Annotated in this window: 16 protein-coding genes; 6 read left to right on the top strand and 10 right to left on the bottom strand. The window is 63.9% G+C overall.

Going from position 1 to position 17378, the window contains the following annotated elements:
• Window positions 1-8 precede the first annotated feature (8 nt).
• The 5 genes from ACWGS9_RS13630 (at window position 9) to ACWGS9_RS13610 (ending at window position 5886) form a co-directional block, all read left to right on the top strand.
• On the top strand, window positions 9-779 hold the full coding sequence (locus ACWGS9_RS13630) for a glucose 1-dehydrogenase (protein WP_454505741.1): 771 nt from the start codon (window positions 9-11) through the stop codon (window positions 777-779).
• An 18-nt stretch (window positions 780-797) separates the two neighbouring features.
• Window positions 798-1625: an SDR family NAD(P)-dependent oxidoreductase gene (locus tag ACWGS9_RS13625; protein WP_454505740.1), complete on the top strand. Its 828-nt coding sequence runs from the start codon at window positions 798-800 to the stop codon at window positions 1623-1625.
• An 80-nt stretch (window positions 1626-1705) separates the two neighbouring features.
• The gene (locus ACWGS9_RS13620) at window positions 1706-2644 is read left to right on the top strand and encodes an ABC transporter substrate-binding protein (RefSeq protein WP_454505739.1); all 939 of its coding nucleotides are present in this window, start codon (window positions 1706-1708) and stop codon (window positions 2642-2644) included.
• Between the two features lie 93 nt (window positions 2645-2737).
• Complete coding sequence (locus ACWGS9_RS13615; RefSeq protein WP_454505738.1) at window positions 2738-3799, top strand: quaternary amine ABC transporter ATP-binding protein; 1062 nt, start codon at window positions 2738-2740, stop codon at window positions 3797-3799.
• On the top strand, window positions 3796-5886 hold the full coding sequence (locus tag ACWGS9_RS13610; RefSeq protein ID WP_454505737.1) for an ABC transporter permease: 2091 nt from the start codon (window positions 3796-3798) through the stop codon (window positions 5884-5886). Before ACWGS9_RS13615 ends, ACWGS9_RS13610 begins: the two co-directional genes overlap by 4 nt.
• A 166-nt stretch (window positions 5887-6052) precedes the next feature.
• Here the strand turns inward: ACWGS9_RS13610 and ACWGS9_RS13605 are convergent, their stop codons facing one another.
• The 4 genes from ACWGS9_RS13605 to ACWGS9_RS13590 form a co-directional block, all read right to left on the bottom strand.
• Window positions 6053-7336 carry an O-antigen ligase family protein gene (locus tag ACWGS9_RS13605; protein ID WP_454505736.1) on the bottom strand — a complete coding sequence of 428 codons (1284 nt, stop codon included), beginning with the start codon at window positions 7334-7336 and terminating at the stop codon, window positions 6053-6055.
• Between the two features lie 40 nt (window positions 7337-7376).
• Window positions 7377-8468, bottom strand: a complete 1092-nt coding sequence (locus ACWGS9_RS13600) for an acyltransferase family protein (protein WP_454505735.1) — start codon at window positions 8466-8468, stop codon at window positions 7377-7379.
• Window positions 8469-8581: 113 nt separating this feature from the next.
• Entirely contained in the window at window positions 8582-9760 is a 1179-nt protein-coding gene (locus ACWGS9_RS13595) for a polysaccharide biosynthesis/export family protein (protein WP_454505734.1), read from the bottom strand.
• A 188-nt stretch (window positions 9761-9948) separates the two neighbouring features.
• Window positions 9949-10626 (bottom strand): sugar transferase, encoded by a 678-nt coding sequence (locus tag ACWGS9_RS13590; protein WP_454505733.1) that lies wholly within the window; start codon window positions 10624-10626, stop codon window positions 9949-9951.
• A 607-nt stretch (window positions 10627-11233) separates the two neighbouring features.
• On the opposite strand from ACWGS9_RS13590, the gene ACWGS9_RS13585 reads away from it, so the two are divergent.
• Window positions 11234-11503 (top strand): exopolysaccharide production repressor exox, encoded by a 270-nt coding sequence (locus ACWGS9_RS13585; protein ID WP_454505732.1) that lies wholly within the window; start codon window positions 11234-11236, stop codon window positions 11501-11503.
• Here ACWGS9_RS13585 and ACWGS9_RS13580 read toward each other — a convergent pair.
• From ACWGS9_RS13580 to ACWGS9_RS13555, 6 genes are all read right to left on the bottom strand, one after another.
• Window positions 11480-13372, bottom strand: a complete 1893-nt coding sequence (locus ACWGS9_RS13580; RefSeq protein ID WP_454505731.1) for an ABC transporter ATP-binding protein — start codon at window positions 13370-13372, stop codon at window positions 11480-11482. The two genes, ACWGS9_RS13585 and ACWGS9_RS13580, sit on opposite strands and share 24 nt — an antisense overlap.
• Window positions 13373-13380: 8 nt before the next feature.
• Entirely contained in the window at window positions 13381-14361 is a 981-nt protein-coding gene (locus tag ACWGS9_RS13575) for a serine kinase (RefSeq protein ID WP_454505730.1), read from the bottom strand.
• Window positions 14358-16268, bottom strand: a complete 1911-nt coding sequence (locus tag ACWGS9_RS13570) for a lasso peptide isopeptide bond-forming cyclase (RefSeq protein ID WP_454505729.1) — start codon at window positions 16266-16268, stop codon at window positions 14358-14360. Before ACWGS9_RS13570 ends, ACWGS9_RS13575 begins: the two co-directional genes overlap by 4 nt.
• A 3-nt stretch (window positions 16269-16271) precedes the next feature.
• Entirely contained in the window at window positions 16272-16688 is a 417-nt protein-coding gene (locus ACWGS9_RS13565; protein ID WP_454505728.1) for a lasso peptide biosynthesis B2 protein, read from the bottom strand.
• Window positions 16672-16971, bottom strand: a complete 300-nt coding sequence (locus ACWGS9_RS13560; RefSeq protein ID WP_454505727.1) for a PqqD family protein — start codon at window positions 16969-16971, stop codon at window positions 16672-16674. The genes ACWGS9_RS13565 and ACWGS9_RS13560 overlap by 17 nt, the downstream gene beginning before the upstream one ends.
• A 144-nt stretch (window positions 16972-17115) precedes the next feature.
• Window positions 17116-17268, bottom strand: a complete 153-nt coding sequence (locus ACWGS9_RS13555) for a lasso RiPP family leader peptide-containing protein (protein WP_454505726.1) — start codon at window positions 17266-17268, stop codon at window positions 17116-17118.
• Window positions 17269-17378 lie beyond the last annotated feature (110 nt).

The raw sequence follows: 17378 nt of genomic DNA, 5'->3' as shown, positions 1-17378 counted from the left end.
TGGCAGGAATGGGCCGCGTCGCAGGCAAGGTCGCTTTGATCACCGGGGCCGGGCTCGGCCTCGGGCGGGCGGCTTCGCTGCTGCTGGCATCTGAAGGCGCGAAGCTGGTCGTCAGTGACATTGACGAAAGCCTCGCCGGCAACACCGCGGCCGAAATCGCCAAGGCCGGCGGCGAGGCGCTGGCGCTGCGCCATGACGTGTCGAAGCCTGAGGACTGGCTCTCGGTCATGGCGACGATCGAGCAGCGTTTCGGCCGGCTCGACGTTCTGGTCAACAATGCCGGCATCGCCATCGCCAAGACCATCGAGGACACAACGCTGGCCGAATGGCGGCGCACCATGGCGATCAATCTGGATGGCGTCTTCCTCGGCTGCCAGGAAGGCATCAAATTGATGAAGAAATCCGGCGGCGGATCGATCATCAATCTGTCCTCCATAGACGGCATCATCGGCGAGGCCGAGCTCGCCGCCTACTGCGCCTCCAAGGGTGGCGTGCGCACTTTGACCAAGGCGGTCGCGGTGCATTGCGCCGAGCAGCGCTACGGCATCCGCTGCAATTCCATCCATCCCGGCTACATCTGGACGCCGCAGACCGAGAACTATCTGCGCGATCTGGGAAAACTTGAGCAGGAGAAGGCCAAAGCGCTTTCCCGCCATCCGATCGGCTTCCTCGGCGAGCCCAGCGATATCGCCTACATGGTTCTCTATCTCGCCTCGGATGAATCGAAATTCGTCACCGGCTCCGAAATGGTCGTCGACGGAGGCTATCTTGCAGTGTGAACACGGAGCGCGTTTGCGATGACCAATCTCACCGGCCGCAGCGCCATCGTCACCGGCGGCTTTTCAGGCATGGGTTTCGCCATCGCAACGGCGCTCGCCAAAGCCGGCGCCAATGTCGCCGTCGGCTCCTATGTCGCGCCGCCGCAGGCGGGCAGGGTGGACGCCGCCTACTATCCCGGCGCGGACGAGATTGAACGCGTGCGGTCGGCGCTCGCCGCGCACGGCACCAAGGTGCATGCCGCCCATCTCGACGTGCGCGACAGTGCGCTCACCGATCTCTTCTTTGCTAAAGCCCAGGCGGCTGTCGGCCCGGCCGACATCCTCGTCAACGCCGCCGGCACGACGGCCGAACAGCCGGTCTGCGGCCATTCCGACGCGCTCTGGGACAAGATCGTCGACACCAATCTCACCGGCGCCTTCCGTGCCACGCGCGCCGTGCTGCCCGGCATGATCGAGCGCGGCTGGGGCCGCATCGTCAATATCGGCTCGACGGCTGCTTCGGTCGGCTGGAAAGACAACCCCGCTTATTGCGCCTCCAAGGCCGGCCTGCTCGGCCTGACGCGCTGCGTGGCGCTCGAAGGTGCCGCGCATGGCGTCACCTGCGTGATGATAAGTCCGACCTGGGTCGAGACCGAGCTGATGCGCCGCAACGTCGCGCAGGTCGTCGAGCGCGAAGGCAAGGGCCGCAGCGCCGAAGAGGTGATGGACGAATTCAGGAAAGGCAATCCCCAGGGACGCATGATGCAGCCGGGGGAGATCGCCGCGCTCGCGATCTTCCTTTGCTCGGACCTTGCCAAGGGGATCACCATGGAAAATATCCAGATCACCGGCGGAGCCTTGTGGTAGCGTCCGCACGGGGGATGGATCCCGGCCTTCAGGGAGGAGGCCAATAGAAGAAGGGTCATCAACCAGACAGGGGAACTGACATGAAAACGATAAATGTCTTGCAAGGAGCCGGCCTTGGCCTCGCGCTGATGCTTGCCGCAACAACGGCAGGGCAAAGCGCCGATCTCGGCGCCAAGGACGACCCGATCAAGCTGGCGATGCTGGAATGGACGGGCGCGCATGTTTCCACCCACATCGCCGGGCAGCTTATGCAGAAGCTCGGCTACAAGGTCGAATACGTCACCGCCGGCAATTTCCCGCAGTTTTCGGGGTTGGCCGATGGCTCGCTCAGCGCCTCGGTCGAGATCTGGCTGAACAATGTCGGCGACATCTATCCGAAGGTGCTCGCCGCCAAGCAGATCGAGGACGTCGGCAAGCTCGACCTGAAGACGCAGGAAGGCTGGATCTATCCGAAGTTCATGGAGAAGGTCTGTCCCGGCCTGCCCGACTGGAGTGCGCTGAACAAGCCCGAATGCGCCCAGGCGCTGGCAACACCTGAGACTGCGCCCAACGGCCGCTTCCTCGATTACCCGTCCGACTGGGGCTCGCGCGCGGCCACCATCCTTGCCGACAACAACATGCCTTACACCGCCGTGCCGTCGGGTTCCGAAGGCGCGCTGGTTGCCGAGCTCGAAGCCGCCGAAGCTGCCAAGACGCCGCTGATCATGATGTTCTGGGGTCCGCATTACGCGCTGGCCGAGAACGATGTCGGCTGGGTCGCCATGCCGCCCTGCAAGCAGCAGACCAACGAGCACTGCATCACGCCGCCCGATGTCGACAAGATCGTCTGGTCCGGCTTCGGCGCCAAATGGCCGGCGGCCTACGCCTTCCTCAAGGCCTTCAAGATGGACGCGACCGAGCAGCAGAAATTGATGCTGGCGGTCGACAAGCAGGGCAAGGACCTCGACGCCGTCGTCAAGGAATGGATCGACAAGAACGAGGCGGTGTGGAAACCTTGGCTCGACGCCGCCAAGGGATAGTTCGCCGATGTGCCTGGCCAAGGCTGAGGGCAACAAAGGCCCGGCTTCCCGAATATGCGGAGCCGGGCCAGCAATCGGTACGGGTCGATAGGGATGAACACCGCCGCGCGTCCGATAAAGCTTGCCTGCCGAAATGTCTGGAAGGTCTATGGCCGGCGGCCGGGCTATTACTTCGACTCGCGCGGCTATGTGATCGATCCCGATGCTCTGGCCGAGCGCCTGCGCGCGGAGGCGCATCTGCCGGCCGTGGTCGATGCCAGCTTCGAGGTGGCGACCGGCGAGATATTCGTCATCATGGGGCTGTCCGGCTCCGGCAAGTCGACCTTGGTGCGCTGCCTGTCGCGCCTGGTTGAGCCGAGCGCCGGGGAAATCCTGCTCGACGGCAGGAACCTGCTCGCCGCCAGCGGCAAGGAGCTCATCGAACTGCGCCGCCACGCCATGGGCATGGTGTTCCAGAATTTCGGCCTGCTGCCGCATCTGAGCGTGCTGGGCAACGTCGCCTTCCCGCTCAAGATCCAGGGCAAGCCGGCGAAGGAGCGCGAGGCCCGGGCCCGCGAGATGATCGCGCTTGTCGGGCTTGAAGGCCGCGAGGCGTCCTTGCCGCACCAGCTATCCGGCGGCCAGCAGCAGCGCGTCGGCATTGCCCGCTCGCTCGCGGTAGGGCCGGAGCTCTGGTTCCTCGACGAGCCGTTCTCGGCGCTCGATCCACTGATCCGCAAGCAGATGCAGGACGAATTCCTGCGCCTGCAGCGCATGCTGAAGAAGACCATCATCTTCATCACCCACGATATCGCCGAGGCCTTCCGCCTGGCCGACCGGCTGGCGATCATGCGGGCGGGCAAGATCGTGCAGATCGGCCGCCCGGCCGACATCGTGCTCAACCCGGCGGACGACTATGTCGCGCAGTTTACCGAGGATATGCCGCTGCTGCGCGTCATCACGGCCGGCGACATCGCCACGCCCGCCAATGGGGCGGCGCTGCCCGAACGGAGCGTCACAGCCGACACCGGTCTCGAAGCGCTTATCCCGCAACTCGCCTCCGGCGTGGGCGCTTTCACCGTTTCCGCCGCGGGCGACGGTCCGCCGGCGGTACTCAGCGCCAGCGCCGTGCTTGCAGTGCTGGAGCGCGAGCAGGCGAGGCGCAAGAGCACATGACGGCGCCGGCCGCGATCGCGGGATCCCCGCAAAGATTCGCCATCGCGCCGGCCCTTGTTCCCTGGTGCGGCCTGGCCGTGCTGGCGGTGCTTTGCCTGCTTCTGAAAACCGAACTTCCCTGGCTGGTCAATTTCCCCAAGGAATGGACGCTGCCGCTGGCCGCTTACATCAACGCCGTAACCGACGTTGTCGTCGCCGTCATTCAGCCAGGATTCCGGGCGCTCTCCGCCTTGCTCGATGCGCCGATGCGCGGCGCGCGGCTGGTGCTCGCCTGGCTGCCCTGGCCGGCGGTGATGCTGGCTGTCGCCGCCCTTGCGCTGAAGTCGAGGGGCGGGCGGCTGGCAATCTTCGCGCTCGCCACGCTCGCCTATGTACTGCTTGCCGGCTACTGGCCGCAGAGCATGAACACGCTTGCGCTGGTGCTGCTGGCGGTGCCGATCTCGACCGTGCTTGGCTTCGCTCTTGGTGTCCTTGGTCATGCCCGTCCGCGCCTGCGCCCAATGCTGCTTGGCGCGCTCGACCTGATGCAGACGGTGCCGGCTTTCGCCTATCTGATCCCGCTGCTGCTTCTGTTCGGCTTCGGTCCGGTGGTCGGGCTGATCGCCTCGGCGATCTACGCGACGCCGCCGATGGTGCGCAACACCATGCTCGGCCTCGACCGCGTGCCGGCGGCGATCAGCGAGGCCGGACTGATGAGCGGCTGCACGCGCCGCCAGCAATTCTGGCAGGTCGAAGTACCGACGGCGCTGCCGCAGCTTCTCGTCGGCTTCAACCAGACGACGATGGCGGCACTGTCGATGGTCATCGTCGCCGCCATCATCGGCGGCTTCGAGGATATCGGCTGGGAGGTCCTGTCCTCGATGCGCAAGGCCGAGTTTGGTCAGAGCATCCTCTCCGGCCTGGTGATTGCGCTGCTCGCCATCCTGATCGACCGCCTCACCATCGGCTTCGCCAAGGCGCCGCAGACCGGGCCGACGCGCGCCATGCGATGGATGACGCCACGCCGGCTGGCCCTCTCGCTGGCGGTCGCGCTGGCTCTCGCCGTGATCATCCGGCTTGCCGCGCCCGATGCGAGGCTTCTGCCGGAAACCGGATTGCGCATGCAGATGGGCGCGGTCAACCAGTGGCTGCTGGGGCTCGTTCGCGACTATGCCTGGTTTTTCAATGGCGTGCGCAACACGGTGCTCTATTGTCTGCTTTTGCCGATGCGCGTCGGCATTTCGGGCTCGGCGACGCCGGCAATGTGGGGCTTTGTGCTTCCACCTTCGGCGCTGGTCGTCTATGCCGCCCTGGTGCTGGCCTTGACCGTGCTGGCGATGCGCCGCTTCGGCTGGCGGGCGGCGGTCGCCGTGCTGGCCGCCGGCCTTGTTCTCTACACCGGCTTCCTCGATCTGCCCTGGCCTGTCTTCATCCTTGCCGTCGCCTTGCTCGCCGGTCAGGTGGGTGGCCCGCGGCTCGGTCTCTTCGCACTGGCCGGCTTCGGGCTGATCCTGGTCAACGGACTATGGCCGCAACTGGTGCAGTCGCTCTACCTCTGCACGCTGGCGGTTCTGCTTTGCCTTTTGGTCGGCGGCTCGCTCGGCACTTGGGCGGCGCATAGCGACCGCGTCTCGCACATTCTCAAGCCGATCTGCGACGCGCTGCAGACCATGCCGCAATTCGTCTTCCTCATCCCGGCGCTGATGTTCTTCAAGGTCGGCGAGTTCACGGCGCTGATCGCCATCATGCTCTACGCCATCGTGCCGCCGATCCGCTATGTCGAGCATGGCTTGCGGCATGTGCGCGCCGATGTCGTCGAGGCGGTCGAGCAGATGGGCGCGACGCCGTTGCAGACGCTGCTGCAGGCCAAGCTGCCACTTGCCTTGCCGGTCGTCATGCTCGGTCTCAACCAGACCATCATGGCGGCGCTCTCGATGCTGGCCATCGCCGCCCTTGTCGGCACGCGCGATCTTGGCCAGGCAGTCTATGTCGCGCTCGGCAAGGCCGATGCCGGCATGGGCCTGATCGCCGGCCTGTCGATTGCCTTCCTCGCGATCCTCGCCGACCGGCTCATCCAGGCCGCCGTCGCGCGCTCCACGTCTGCCTAATGCGTGTCGCCCAGAAGTGTGCAGCGGTTCTGGGACAACGACATGCATCAAAACAAAGACTTAAAGCGCGTCGCCTGAATCCGGTTCAGCGCGACGCGCTTTAGGGCAATTCCCAGAAAGACCGTTACGCACTTTTCCTCGAATTGCTCTGGATCTTCCGCGCTGATCAGACCGGGGCCGGCATACGGCCATTGGCGGGCCTCGCGTCCTCGGCGGGAATGGCCACCCTACGGCGCCGGAAAGCCGGCAATGGGCTCAGCTTGAACAGGCCGTAATAGACGATGAAGGATGCCATGAAGTAGGGGCCGAGCATCTCGACCTCGAAGAAGGAGCGGATCAGCATCAGTCCGATCGCGCCGGCAAGCACCACCGAATCGGCGTTCCAGTTGCCGAACACCACTTTCGAGACGTGGCCGTAGAAGGCGCGCAGGATGATCAGCGCCAGCAAGGTGACGCCGATGAAGCCGATTTCGACCAGCGTCTCGACATAGGTATTGTGGAAGTGGAAGCCGGAGCGGGTAGAGATATAGAATTCCGCCCACAGCCGCTCCGGATCGGCAAAACCCTGCACCCAATAGGCGGCATAGCCATAGCCGAGCAGCGGATGCTGCTGTGCCGCCTCCCAGCCCTGCTCCCACAGATAGGTGCGGCCGGTAAGTGTCGAATCCTTGCCGAAAAGCCCGAGCACGAGGTCCAGCAGGCCGAGGTTCAGCGCTGCGACCACACCCGTCACCAGCGCACCGGCGCCGACTATGAACAGCACGCGGCGATAACGCCGCGACAGCACCTTGGTCATGGTGAGCAGCGTCACGATGCCGATCACCGCCGGCAGCGAGGCCACTGACGTCGCCGAATGGGCGATTGCCAACATGTAGACCGACAACAGCAAGATCGGCGCGGTCCAGATGATGGCCAGCCAGTTGCGCCGGTAGAAGACCAGGAACGCAAGGCAGAAGAAGATGCCAAGCGAAGAAAAGAAACCGACCTGGTTCTTGGAACCGAAGGCGCCGACGAAATTGACAGTGCCGTCGATGATGTCGAGCGCGTAATTGCCGACTTTCAGTGAATAGAGCAGGACGAAGAAGATACCGATCAGCGAGCCGACCACCAGCGTGCGTACGCTGATGGTGCGCGCCGCGACATAGGCGCAGACGATGTGCGAGGAATATTGCACCCCCGCGCGCGCGCTGATGCCCGCCGCCTGCGACCAGAACACCGAGAAGCAGACATAGGCCGCAAGCAGTATGGGCAGCCAGGCGCTGGAGAGTTTCCAGGTGAAGCGCCGATAATCGACGAACAGCAGCGGCAGCCAGACGGCGTAGTAGGCGAGGATCAGGATCTGGCCGAAATTGGGCGAGTAGGCGAAGGCGAGCATGGAAACCGCGACGGCGAAGATGCCGTAGGTTTCGTTGCGATCGGGATCGATCAGAATGGATTTCGGAATCTTCATACCGGATTTTGTCCGTTGAGCCCTTCTTCGGTGAGCCGGTCTAAGCCACGGCGCGCGCGCGCTGCATCTGCCGCTGCAGGAAGCGCCGCACCGGCTCGTCATAGATGCGCGTGGCGATGTCGGCGATCACGACGACCGAGGCCGCCATCACGATGCCGAACCAGGGATGATGCGCGAAGGGATCGATCGAGACGGCCTTGCCGGCCCCGGCGATGATCATCAGCATCGGCGTGTGGATGATGTAGATCGGATAGGAAATCCGCCCGAGCCAGCCATAGAAGCCTGAAAGAAGCGGCGCGGTCGGCGCCACCGCGCCGGTCATCACCATGATCGGGAAGACGATGACGATTGCGGCAAGGTCGTAGGCAACGCGTGCGCCGCCGGCCGGTGCAATGGCGAAGACGGCAAGCGTGAGCAGGATCGCGCCTTCGACCCAGAAGCCGCGCCGCAGGAAGCCTAGCTTGCCTTGGGTACGCGCCATCGAGCGGCAGAGCAGCACGCCGAGGAAGAACGAGAAGGTCACGCGCGGCAGCCCGCTGATGATGGTGTTGCCGGTCATGCCGAAATCCAGCGTGCCGGCGAAAACCGAGGCGACGACGAGCAATGCGAGGCTGACGGCGACGATCCCCGTCAGCACCCGGCGCGACAGCAGGAAGAAGACCGCGACATAGGCGATGTTGACGATGAGCTCGAAGAACAGCGACCACGAAGCGGGATTGAGCGGGAAGATCGTATGATAGGCATCGCTGACCAGCGGGATGAAGAGCATGCCGGTCGTCAGCTGCATGCCGATCTCGGACAGCGGCATGTACTCCGCCGGCATCAGCCTGTTCTTGACCAGCAGATAGAAGAAGCCGAGCAGCGTGCCGGCGAGATAGAGCGGATAGAGCCGGATCAGGCGGATGGCGACGAATGTGCCGAAGCCCATGCCGTTCTCGATCTTGCGGTCATAGGCATGCGCGATGACGAAGCCGCTGAGCAGGAAAAAGAGATCGACCGCGAGATAGCTCGACGGCAGCACCTTGCCGTCGGCGAGGAACGGCGAGAAGTGATAGAGCATGACGCTGATTGCCGCCACGCCGCGAATGGCGTCGAGATTCAGGTACACGTGACGCGGAGCTGCGGGCTGCATGTTATGCCTTCAAGCGGTGCAAACAGATCGCTCGCCCGCGCCGCGGACGAGCCTGACTTGTTCCTCCCGCCTCCGTTCCTCGGTTCGCTCGCGGCAAGCCGGAGCCGGCGACGCTACTGGCTGGTCGTCGGCGCCAGCTTCACCTTGATCACGTCGCCCGGCAGCACCGGCGTGTCTTCCTTGGCTTCGACCTCGCTCGTCTTGCCGTCGGCAATCCGCACCAGCGAATAGAGCAGGGCTGGCTCTCCATTGCCGGTGAAGGCGGCAGCCGTTGCCGGATCCGATGCCTGCGCGATGAGGCCCTTCTGCATGCCGACCCTCAAGGCTGCCTCATTCAGGTTCGCTTCAGTTTGCTGCCGATCGGCGGTGAGGCTCGAACCCAGTGTGTTACGGGCATCGATGGCGTCCTGGTCCGCCTTGCTGATCGACTGCTTGGCGGTGAGGATGGCCGTCTCATAATCCAGGATCTTGCCCTGCAGGTCGGTGACCGTCTGCTGCGAGGAAAGCAATCGCGCATTGGCAATCAGGCCCTTTTGCGCCAGCGGACCGATGCTGGCGGCCTGCTGCTCCGCCAGATCGACCTGCTTCTGCTGGTTCGTGATCTTCTTTTGCAGCGATTCGATTTCCGACTGCAGAACGCCCTTCAAATTGTCGAGCGCATCGAGCTTCAGCTTCAGCGACTTCTGGTTGGAAACCAGGATCGCCGTTTCGTCGGCGACGATGGTCGGCAATCTCGAATCGCCCTGAATTTCCTGAGGCACCTCGAAAGTCGGTTTCCCGGCGAGGTCGGCGTCGATGCGGGCTCGCTTGACCATCAGCCGCAAGCGCTGGTCGTCATAGATGTCAAAGCTGCCCTTGGCGGTGATCAGATCCTTTTCGATCTGCGGACCATAGTCGGCATTGCGCCGGATGCCGCCGGCGATGCTGATTGCCTTGAGCACGGTCAGATCGGGCACGAAGGCAAACTGGCCGGGGTTTTGGACTTCGCCCGAAATGTAGAACGGCCGGAACTGCGCCATCTCGACCGAGGCTTCCGGCTTGTCGGGCAGCGCCAGCTTACGCTGCAGGGCGAGCCCGATCGCCGAGGCAACTTCCGCCGTCGTCTTGCCGGCAGCCTGCATGTTGCCGACGAACGGCACCGACAGCGTCCCTGCAGGGCCGACCGAATACACGCCATTGATGGCCGACCAGTCGCGGAACGTGCCGTCGACGGTCTGCCATTCGGCGACGCGGATGTTGAGCTTGTCCTGCGGGCCAAGCTGATAATCGCCGGCGGCGGCGAGCTGCGGCATGGCCAGCGATCCCGCAACAAGCAACGCGCCCGCGAAGCGGGCGGTGGTCCTGGGTATGAGACTGCAGGCGTAAGACAGTCCGAACAGGTCTTTTTTCAAATGAACGTTTCCGATCCGCTTTGGCCCCATCCGCCCGATGAGATCACTGCCGGACGCCCGCCCCGAATCTGGCGCGGCAGGTCCGTCGGTCAATAGCTGCCGCGCGACATCCACACGGCGGGAACTGTCTTGAAGATAATGCGAATGTCCTCGAACAACGACCAGTTCTCGACATAATGGCGGTCGAAGGCGACGCGCGTGTCGTAGGATACGTCGTTGCGGCCGCTCACCTGCCACAAGCCGGTGAGACCCGGCCGCGACTTCAGGTAATAGACCGCGGCGCTGCCGTAGATCTCCAATTCGTCGCGCACGACGGGGCGTGGGCCGACAAGGCTCATGTCGCCCTGCAGGATGTTGAGGATCTGCGGCAGTTCGTCGAGGCTGAGCTTGCGAAGCACCTGGCCGACGCGGGTCACGCGCGGATCGTTTTTCAGCTTGCGCGTAGCGATCCACTCAGCGTTGGCTTCCGGATTGGCCGATAGGTACGCATTCAGCACACGCTCGCCATCCGGCACCATGGTGCGAAATTTGAGGCAGGAGAAAATCCTGCCTCCGCGGCCGATTCGCTTGTGGCCATAAAATATCGGACCGTTGTCCGAAAGCTTGACCAGCAGGGCGACCATCAGGAAAAGCGGGCTGAGCAGAACCAGTCCAGCCACGGAACCGACGATATCGAAACTGCGTTTGAGCAAACCGCCGATGGGGGGTGGAAAATCAATGCCGACCTGCGCAAAACCCGCATTAGCCGACTTGGCGACGTCCCTCATGCAAAAGCTCCATACGTTGAACGGATGGTTTACGGCAAGATATCAAAAAAATGCTGCAGCGCAACACACAATTTCCCATCGCGATGAAATGTTCACGTCATGAATTGACCAAATAATAAACCTGCCCTGCACAAATTTTCACCTTTGTGGCATGTTTATGACAAGGTGAACGAAAGCCATGAAAATGTAGTCCGCATTTTGGACCATTTTTGGGCAATGCATTCTTTGTTGCAGAAGAAACGCGGTTGCATGTTGCGGTAAGCACTCGCTATGGTAAGTTATTCAGGTAAAATACTAATCAAAGTCGTGGGTTTTACTTAGGCTGCAGACGCACGCATTGAATGGCTATCAGGGCCAGAGTGTGCGGCGCACCATGCCAGAGTCGATTTCGTAAAACCGTTGGAAACCATAGCTGTCCGGCCTTGCTTCGGTAGGCGCGTCTTAATAGAGTCGCAAATTGTTCCTGTCATAGTCTGCATGGGTAAGGAAGGCTGGAAGCAACCGGCCGGATTGGGCAGCCAGAAAAGCTCTTTGGCGCAACGGGGAGTTACGCGGGTGGGTAAGTCGCAGCTTTTGCATGCTCGTATCGGTTGAGGGGCCGGCGAACATGTCTCTGCCAAAATTCATCGTCGGGATGATGTTCGCTCTCGCGATCGTCATCGGCTGGTCGTATTTCGACGGCGCATCGCCGGGCACCATCCTCCTGCGTGCCATCATCTGCGCCGTCATTATCCAGGCTGGCTATTTCCTTCTGGTCTTTGCCATGATTGGCAGAGCCACGCCGACTTCGGCCGACAAAGTCCGCGAAGCCGATCGCGGCGCAATCCTGAACAAGGTCGCCGAAGGCGAGAAGCTAAGCGCCAGACGCCTCCACTGATCGTTCGACCGGCGCAGGGACCGGTCCTGTCGCGACCGATGGCGCGGTTTCGCGCTCGGCCTGCTCGCCCGACAGCATCCTGGCAAGACGGCTGCCGGCTTTTGCCTTGAGCCGCCGATATTGTCCGACCTCGACGATGCGTCCGTTCTCGATGGCCACGACCCAGTCGGCGAAGGCGATCATCGATGGTCGGTGCGCTATGGTCAAAATCGTCATCTGACCGCGCAGGGCCTCGATCGATTGGGCAATCAGCGACTGATTCTGCCAGTCGAGCGCGCTTGTCGCTTCATCGAGGATAAGCAGCGAGGGCTTGCGCAGCAGCGCCCGCGCCAGTGCGATGCGCTGCCGCTCGCCGCCGGAAAGCCGGACGCCGCGGTCGCCCACCACCGTCTCGAGCCGTAATGCCAGCTGCTCGACGAAATCGGCCGCATGGGCGTTGCGCAGCGCCGTCCAGAGCGCATCGTCGCTGGCCTCGGGCGCGGCAAGGCGCAAATTGGCGGCGATCGTGTCGTGCAGCAGGAACACATCCTGCGGCACATAGGCGACCTGATCGCGCCAGGCTCTGCGATTTTGTGCCGTGATCTCCACGCCGTCGGCCAGGACCCGGCCTCCGGTGGGCTCGAGCAGGCCGAGCAGCATGTCGGCGATCGTGCTCTTGCCGGAACCGGAAGGGCCGATCAGCGCCGTCACTTTGCCGGCTGGCAGGCCGAAGGTGATATCGCTGACCACAGGTTTTCCGTCGCCCTCGCCATAGGCGAAAGACACATCGCGGACGTTGAGGCCGGTATCGAGCGACAGTTTTGCGCCTTGTTCGGCAACGCTCGGCGCCGGCTCGCGCTCGGCGTCGAAGCGGGCCTGGAGGCTTTGCATCGAAGCGTAGGCCGGCAGGTTGATCAGCACCTGTTGGGTCTGAAGCTGCATGTCCATGAAGCGCGGCGCGACCCGCATGAAGACCAGGAGCAGCACGACGATCTCGGCCAGCGACAGGTGGAAGCGGACCAGCGCGATATAGATGAACAGGCTGAGCCCGATCACGCTCGCCACCTGGAACAGAGCGGTGCCGAGCGAGGAGTTGCGGACATAGGCGATGTTATCGGCCTTCATCCTGTCCAGCGTCGCGCCGAGCTCGGCAAAATAGCTTGCCTCGACATTCAGGCTTTTCGCGACCTTGATGCCGCCGAGGAACTCGGAGACCGTGCGGTACTGGTCCTGGCGATTGCCGGTCAGCGTGCGGCCATAGGCGCTGGCGCGCGCCCTGAACGGCTGCAGCGCAATCAGCAGCACCAGGCCGATGAGGATGGCAAAGGACGTCATCACCGGCGAGATGGACAGCGAGACCACGAGATAGCCGACCAGAAGCAGTGTGGCCTGGGTGAGCATCAGCAGCGAAAAGGCGGCCACCTGCACGCGGTCGACGTCGCCGTTCAGCGCATGGTCGAGATCGGAGCCGCGGATGCGGGTGAAAACCCCCCAGCGCGCCTTGCCGACGCTCTCGAACAGGTTCATGCGCACGCGGTTGACGAAATCATAGAGCAGCCGCGCCATGTAGACCGACTTGAAGCGATTGAACATCGCTTGCAGCGCCACCAGCGCGATAAGCAGGCAGAGCACCGTTGCGAGCGACAGCGTTCCGCCGGGCACCAGCCGATGCAAGGCCTCCGGCACCGGCACCGCGTAATCCTGGTCGGCCTTGCCGATCAGGCGCAACAGCGGAACGAGCAGCAGGATCGAGACGCCTTCGGTCAGGCTGCCCAGGACCAGGAAGGTCAGCGCCGTCGCCGTGCGCCTCCCGCCGACATGCGCCATCATGGCGCCGAAGCCGGTGATATCCCGCAACGGCGACAGGCGAAGCTTGGAGGACCTGCCCATGCCCGGGTTCACCTTGTCCCGGACGCCAGGTCGGCTTCGATCGCTGCGACCGCTTCATCGATACGGCCGAGCCCGGCGGGCACTTCGAGGCGGCTGACACCGATCCGCCCCGCGATCCGGGCGCACTGGCGCAGATGCGCGGCGGCAAAATCGCCGGGCAGCGCCTGTCGGCCGAACCGCGATATATAGGAGAATTTGATGATCGCCGGCAGCGCAATGGCACCGGCCAGCGGCGAGATCGCCGCCCGCCCGCCGCGCTCGAGCACATGGATGCGCGATACCGGCACCGCCTCGGCGGCAAATCCGTCGCGCAGCCGGTGCTGTGCCTTGTCGATTTGCGGATGCACCTGCGGGCGCACGTCCGCCTGTTCGAGGCGAATGGCGCCGGCCGCATCGGCGGCGAGCTTGAGCTGCGGAAATCCGGGCAGGACCATCGGCCGGTCCGGGTCGGACAAATCCAGCGCCACGACATCATCGGAAAGCAGCCGATGGCCGGCGCGGATCATCGCGCCCGCCGTCGTCGATTTGCCGGCGCCCTTGTTGCCCAGGAAGATCACGCTCTCGCCGCCGACGGCAATGGCGCTGGCATGCAGCACGAGCAGCCCGCGCTGGTGCAAAGCGAGCGCCATCACCGGCCCGAGCAGCGGAAAGGCAAGCAGCGGATCGTCGACCCCCGGCGCCGGATCGACGTCGATCCGCTTGGCGCCGCTGATCATGAAGGTGCCGACCGCCTGCCATGCAAGATACTGGCGCATCGGTTCGAAGCGGAACGCCGTGGCGCCCTGCGACGCGTCGTCGGGAAAGTCGACCGGCCCGACCGCGATCTCCAGGTCCGGTGCCGCCGGCGCCGTCGGTTCCAGTTCCGGCAAGGCCACTTCGGAACCGATCACCAGCCCGTAGGCCTTGTAGAAATGGCGGACGCGTCCGCTTGGCGTCATCGTTTCGGCGACGGGCTCGGGCCGCGCGAGGGAAGCAACCGGAAGATTCATGCAGGGCTTCCTTGGACTTGCCGCAGCCACAGCGACAGCGAAACCGAGCGCCAGACATGTTGGACGTCGGGCAGCGTCGCCTGCTCGGGCTGGCGCAGCATGCGGTCATAGACCGAGTTCACCTCAGGCAGGTTGACATAGGGCGCGATCCGTTCGCTGTCCGATATCAGCAGGCTGTCCAGAAGCTCGCGGTGGTTGCCGAGCATGCCTTTGACCAGGTTGGCGGTGAAATCGATCTTGTCGCGCCGCCATTGCACGGCCGGCGGCAGAACGCCTTGCATGGCCCGGCGCAGCACATGGCGGCCGAAGCCGTCCTTGAGCTTTTCCTCGCCGGGCAGCGCCAGGCAGAATTCGACGAGCGGCTTGTCCCAGAACGGATAGCGGGGCTCGACGCCGAAATTGGCGGCGGCCTTGTCGAGCACTTCGAAGGCGTGCGGCACCAGCCCGGTGGACAGAAGCCAGCGATGCGTCAGGGCTTCGCTGGCGCTGACGGCGGCGGGCATGTAACCGCTGCGATGAAAGCGCTCGGCAAGATCGGTGCGCCTGGCAAGCTCCGGATTGACCAGGCCCGCCCAGGCGCGCTGCGCCTGCGCCGGCCTGTGCCGCATTTTGCCGGCAAGGCGCTTGGCCATTGCCCTCATCCTGGCGATCCGCCAGGCCGGTCCATAGATGGTCAGGAACTTGAAATAGAGGGAGAGCATGCCCTCGCCATAGGTGTTGGCGGCGCTGTGCAACTCGCGCCACAGCTCAAGCCACCGGCCGGCATTGGCGAGTTCGTGGAGGTGCCCATGGCCCTGCGAGACGACCTCGTCGCCGCCATGTCCGTCGAGAAGCACTTTGACGCCCTTTGCGCCCGCCATGCGGTAAAGATCACGGGTCAAAGACAGGCCAGGCGCCAGGAACGTGCCTTCCTGCTCCTGCAGGATGCGCTCGAATTCGGCGAAGGGCGCGTAGTTGCCGACGGCTATCAGCGTGGCGTCGAGCGGATTGTCGTCGAGCACCGCATCGATGAACGGCTTCTCGTCCATCGACGAACCCTTGTCGAACACCAGCGAGAAGGTCTTGAGCTTCGGGTCGCGCTTCGCCGCTGCCCTCAGACCCGCGAGGCAGGCGATCGAGGATGAATCGAGCCCGCCGCTCAACATGGCGCCGACGGCGGACGTGCCGCGCATCCGGTTCTCCACCGATTGCGCGAAGAGATGCCTGAATTCTTCGGCCGCGTCCGTGCGCGGCGGCCGCTGTGACGGCTCGATCTGCCAGTAGCGGCGAAGTATTACCTGGCGGTCCACGACCATCATGCTGTGCCGCGCCGGCAGGCGGAAGATCTCGGCGTAGGGCGTGGCTTGCGGATCGTCCGGCAAGCCGGCGAGGAAACCCGAAATCTGGTGCTCGCTGAGGCGCCTGCCGACGCCGTCCAGCGCCAGGATCGGTCCGATCTCCGAGGCAAAGGCAAAACGCCTGTCGGTCGAATGGTAATAGAAGGGTTTGACGCCGAAATGGTCGCGCGCGCAAAACAGGGCCCGGCGCTCGCCATCCCATATCGCGAAGGCGAAATCGCCCTGCAGGTAGGTCGGGCAGGCCTCGCCCCATTTGAGGTAGGCGCGCATGATGAGTACCGCGTCGGCGATCGACCGGTCGCGCTGGCCTAGCCGCGCCAGAAGCTCGTCGCGGTTGTCCAGCCGGCAGTCGGCGGTAATGGCGAGCTTGCCGCCGGCCATCGTCAGCGGGCCGGGGCCGTCCTCGCCGGTCGTGTCGAGCCAGGCGTGACCGAGCACCACGCCGCCGTCCTTCCACCATGAGCTGCCGTCCCGGGCCCGGTGGCGCATGCGCGAAAGCATCTGCTGGATATCGCCGGCCGCGGTGGGCCGGCCGTTGTCGTTAAGCACGATTCCGGCGATGCCGCTCATCGGTCACGACCCATGGTCGACCAGATGGGCAAATCCGTTGATCGAGCCGCCAAGCACGATGTGGTTGCCGCTCATCAACCAGGCATGCGCCTTGAGCTCGCTGCCCGTTCCCCGTTCGATACCGATGCTGATTTTCGAGGCGCTGCCCTGGCGGGCGAGCAGATATTGTCCGGCCAGCGCCTGGGTGAGGCAGCTGGCGCCCGGCACGAGCCGCGCCGCGGCCGCAACGCCCCAGGCGACACGCCGCAGGTCGGCGATGCTGGCGTCGCGTCTGGCGTCCAGCCTAGTGACCAGGCTGCGGACACGGTTGTACGAGGAAAGCGTCAGCGCGAGCCGCACGGCGCTCACCACCGTCAGGCAGCGCGCCAGAAACAGCATCTCCCGGCCGCTCAGCGAGCGGAGCCTAGACCAGTTCCTCACTGTGGAGCCTCGCAAGCCCTGCTTCGGTCAGCCCCTTCAGCAAGCCCTCGACATCGGCCCTGCAGCGCTCGGCATCGACATTGTAGCGCGCAAGCACGGCGCTGCGGATATCGAGGATCGATCGCGGCTCCTGAATCTGCTCCCAGATGAAGGCGCCGACGCTGTTCAGGCTGTAATAGACATTGGATTTGAGGTGGAGCAGCGCCAGTCCGGCGCCGAATTCGCAAGCCACCGCCTCGCTGGTCGCGACCACGCGGTCATGGTCCGAAGGGTTCCAGTGCATCCTAAAACCTCGTTGCTGGCCCGCGCCCTTCGCCGTGGATCGGTTGCCTGCGACCTTGGGCGGGAAGCCGGGGGACATCGCCCCCCGGCTCACCTGTTGGGAGACATCCGGAGCCCCAACTTAGACATCCGGATGGCCTTAAGCTTAAGAGAAAGTCAGATCGCCGACCGGCGTGTGCGCGGGAAAGCTCACGTCGAGCGCCGTCGTGCCAGCACCGCCCTGCGTGATGGATTCGATCGAACCGTGAACCGTCAGGCTGGGGGTCTCGTACTCATGCTTTTCAACATTCTGTTCCATTTTACTCTCCAATTAAGGACTGGAAGCGGCTGCAGAATACCGCCAGCATATCGCTATGCTGCAATGCGATTGCTGCACGGCAACATCTATGAGTCAAGCGTGATTTACCA

It is taken from the genome of Mesorhizobium sp. Arg314 (genome assembly GCF_053714275.1).
This window is presented reverse-complemented; position numbering and strand designations above follow the sequence as displayed.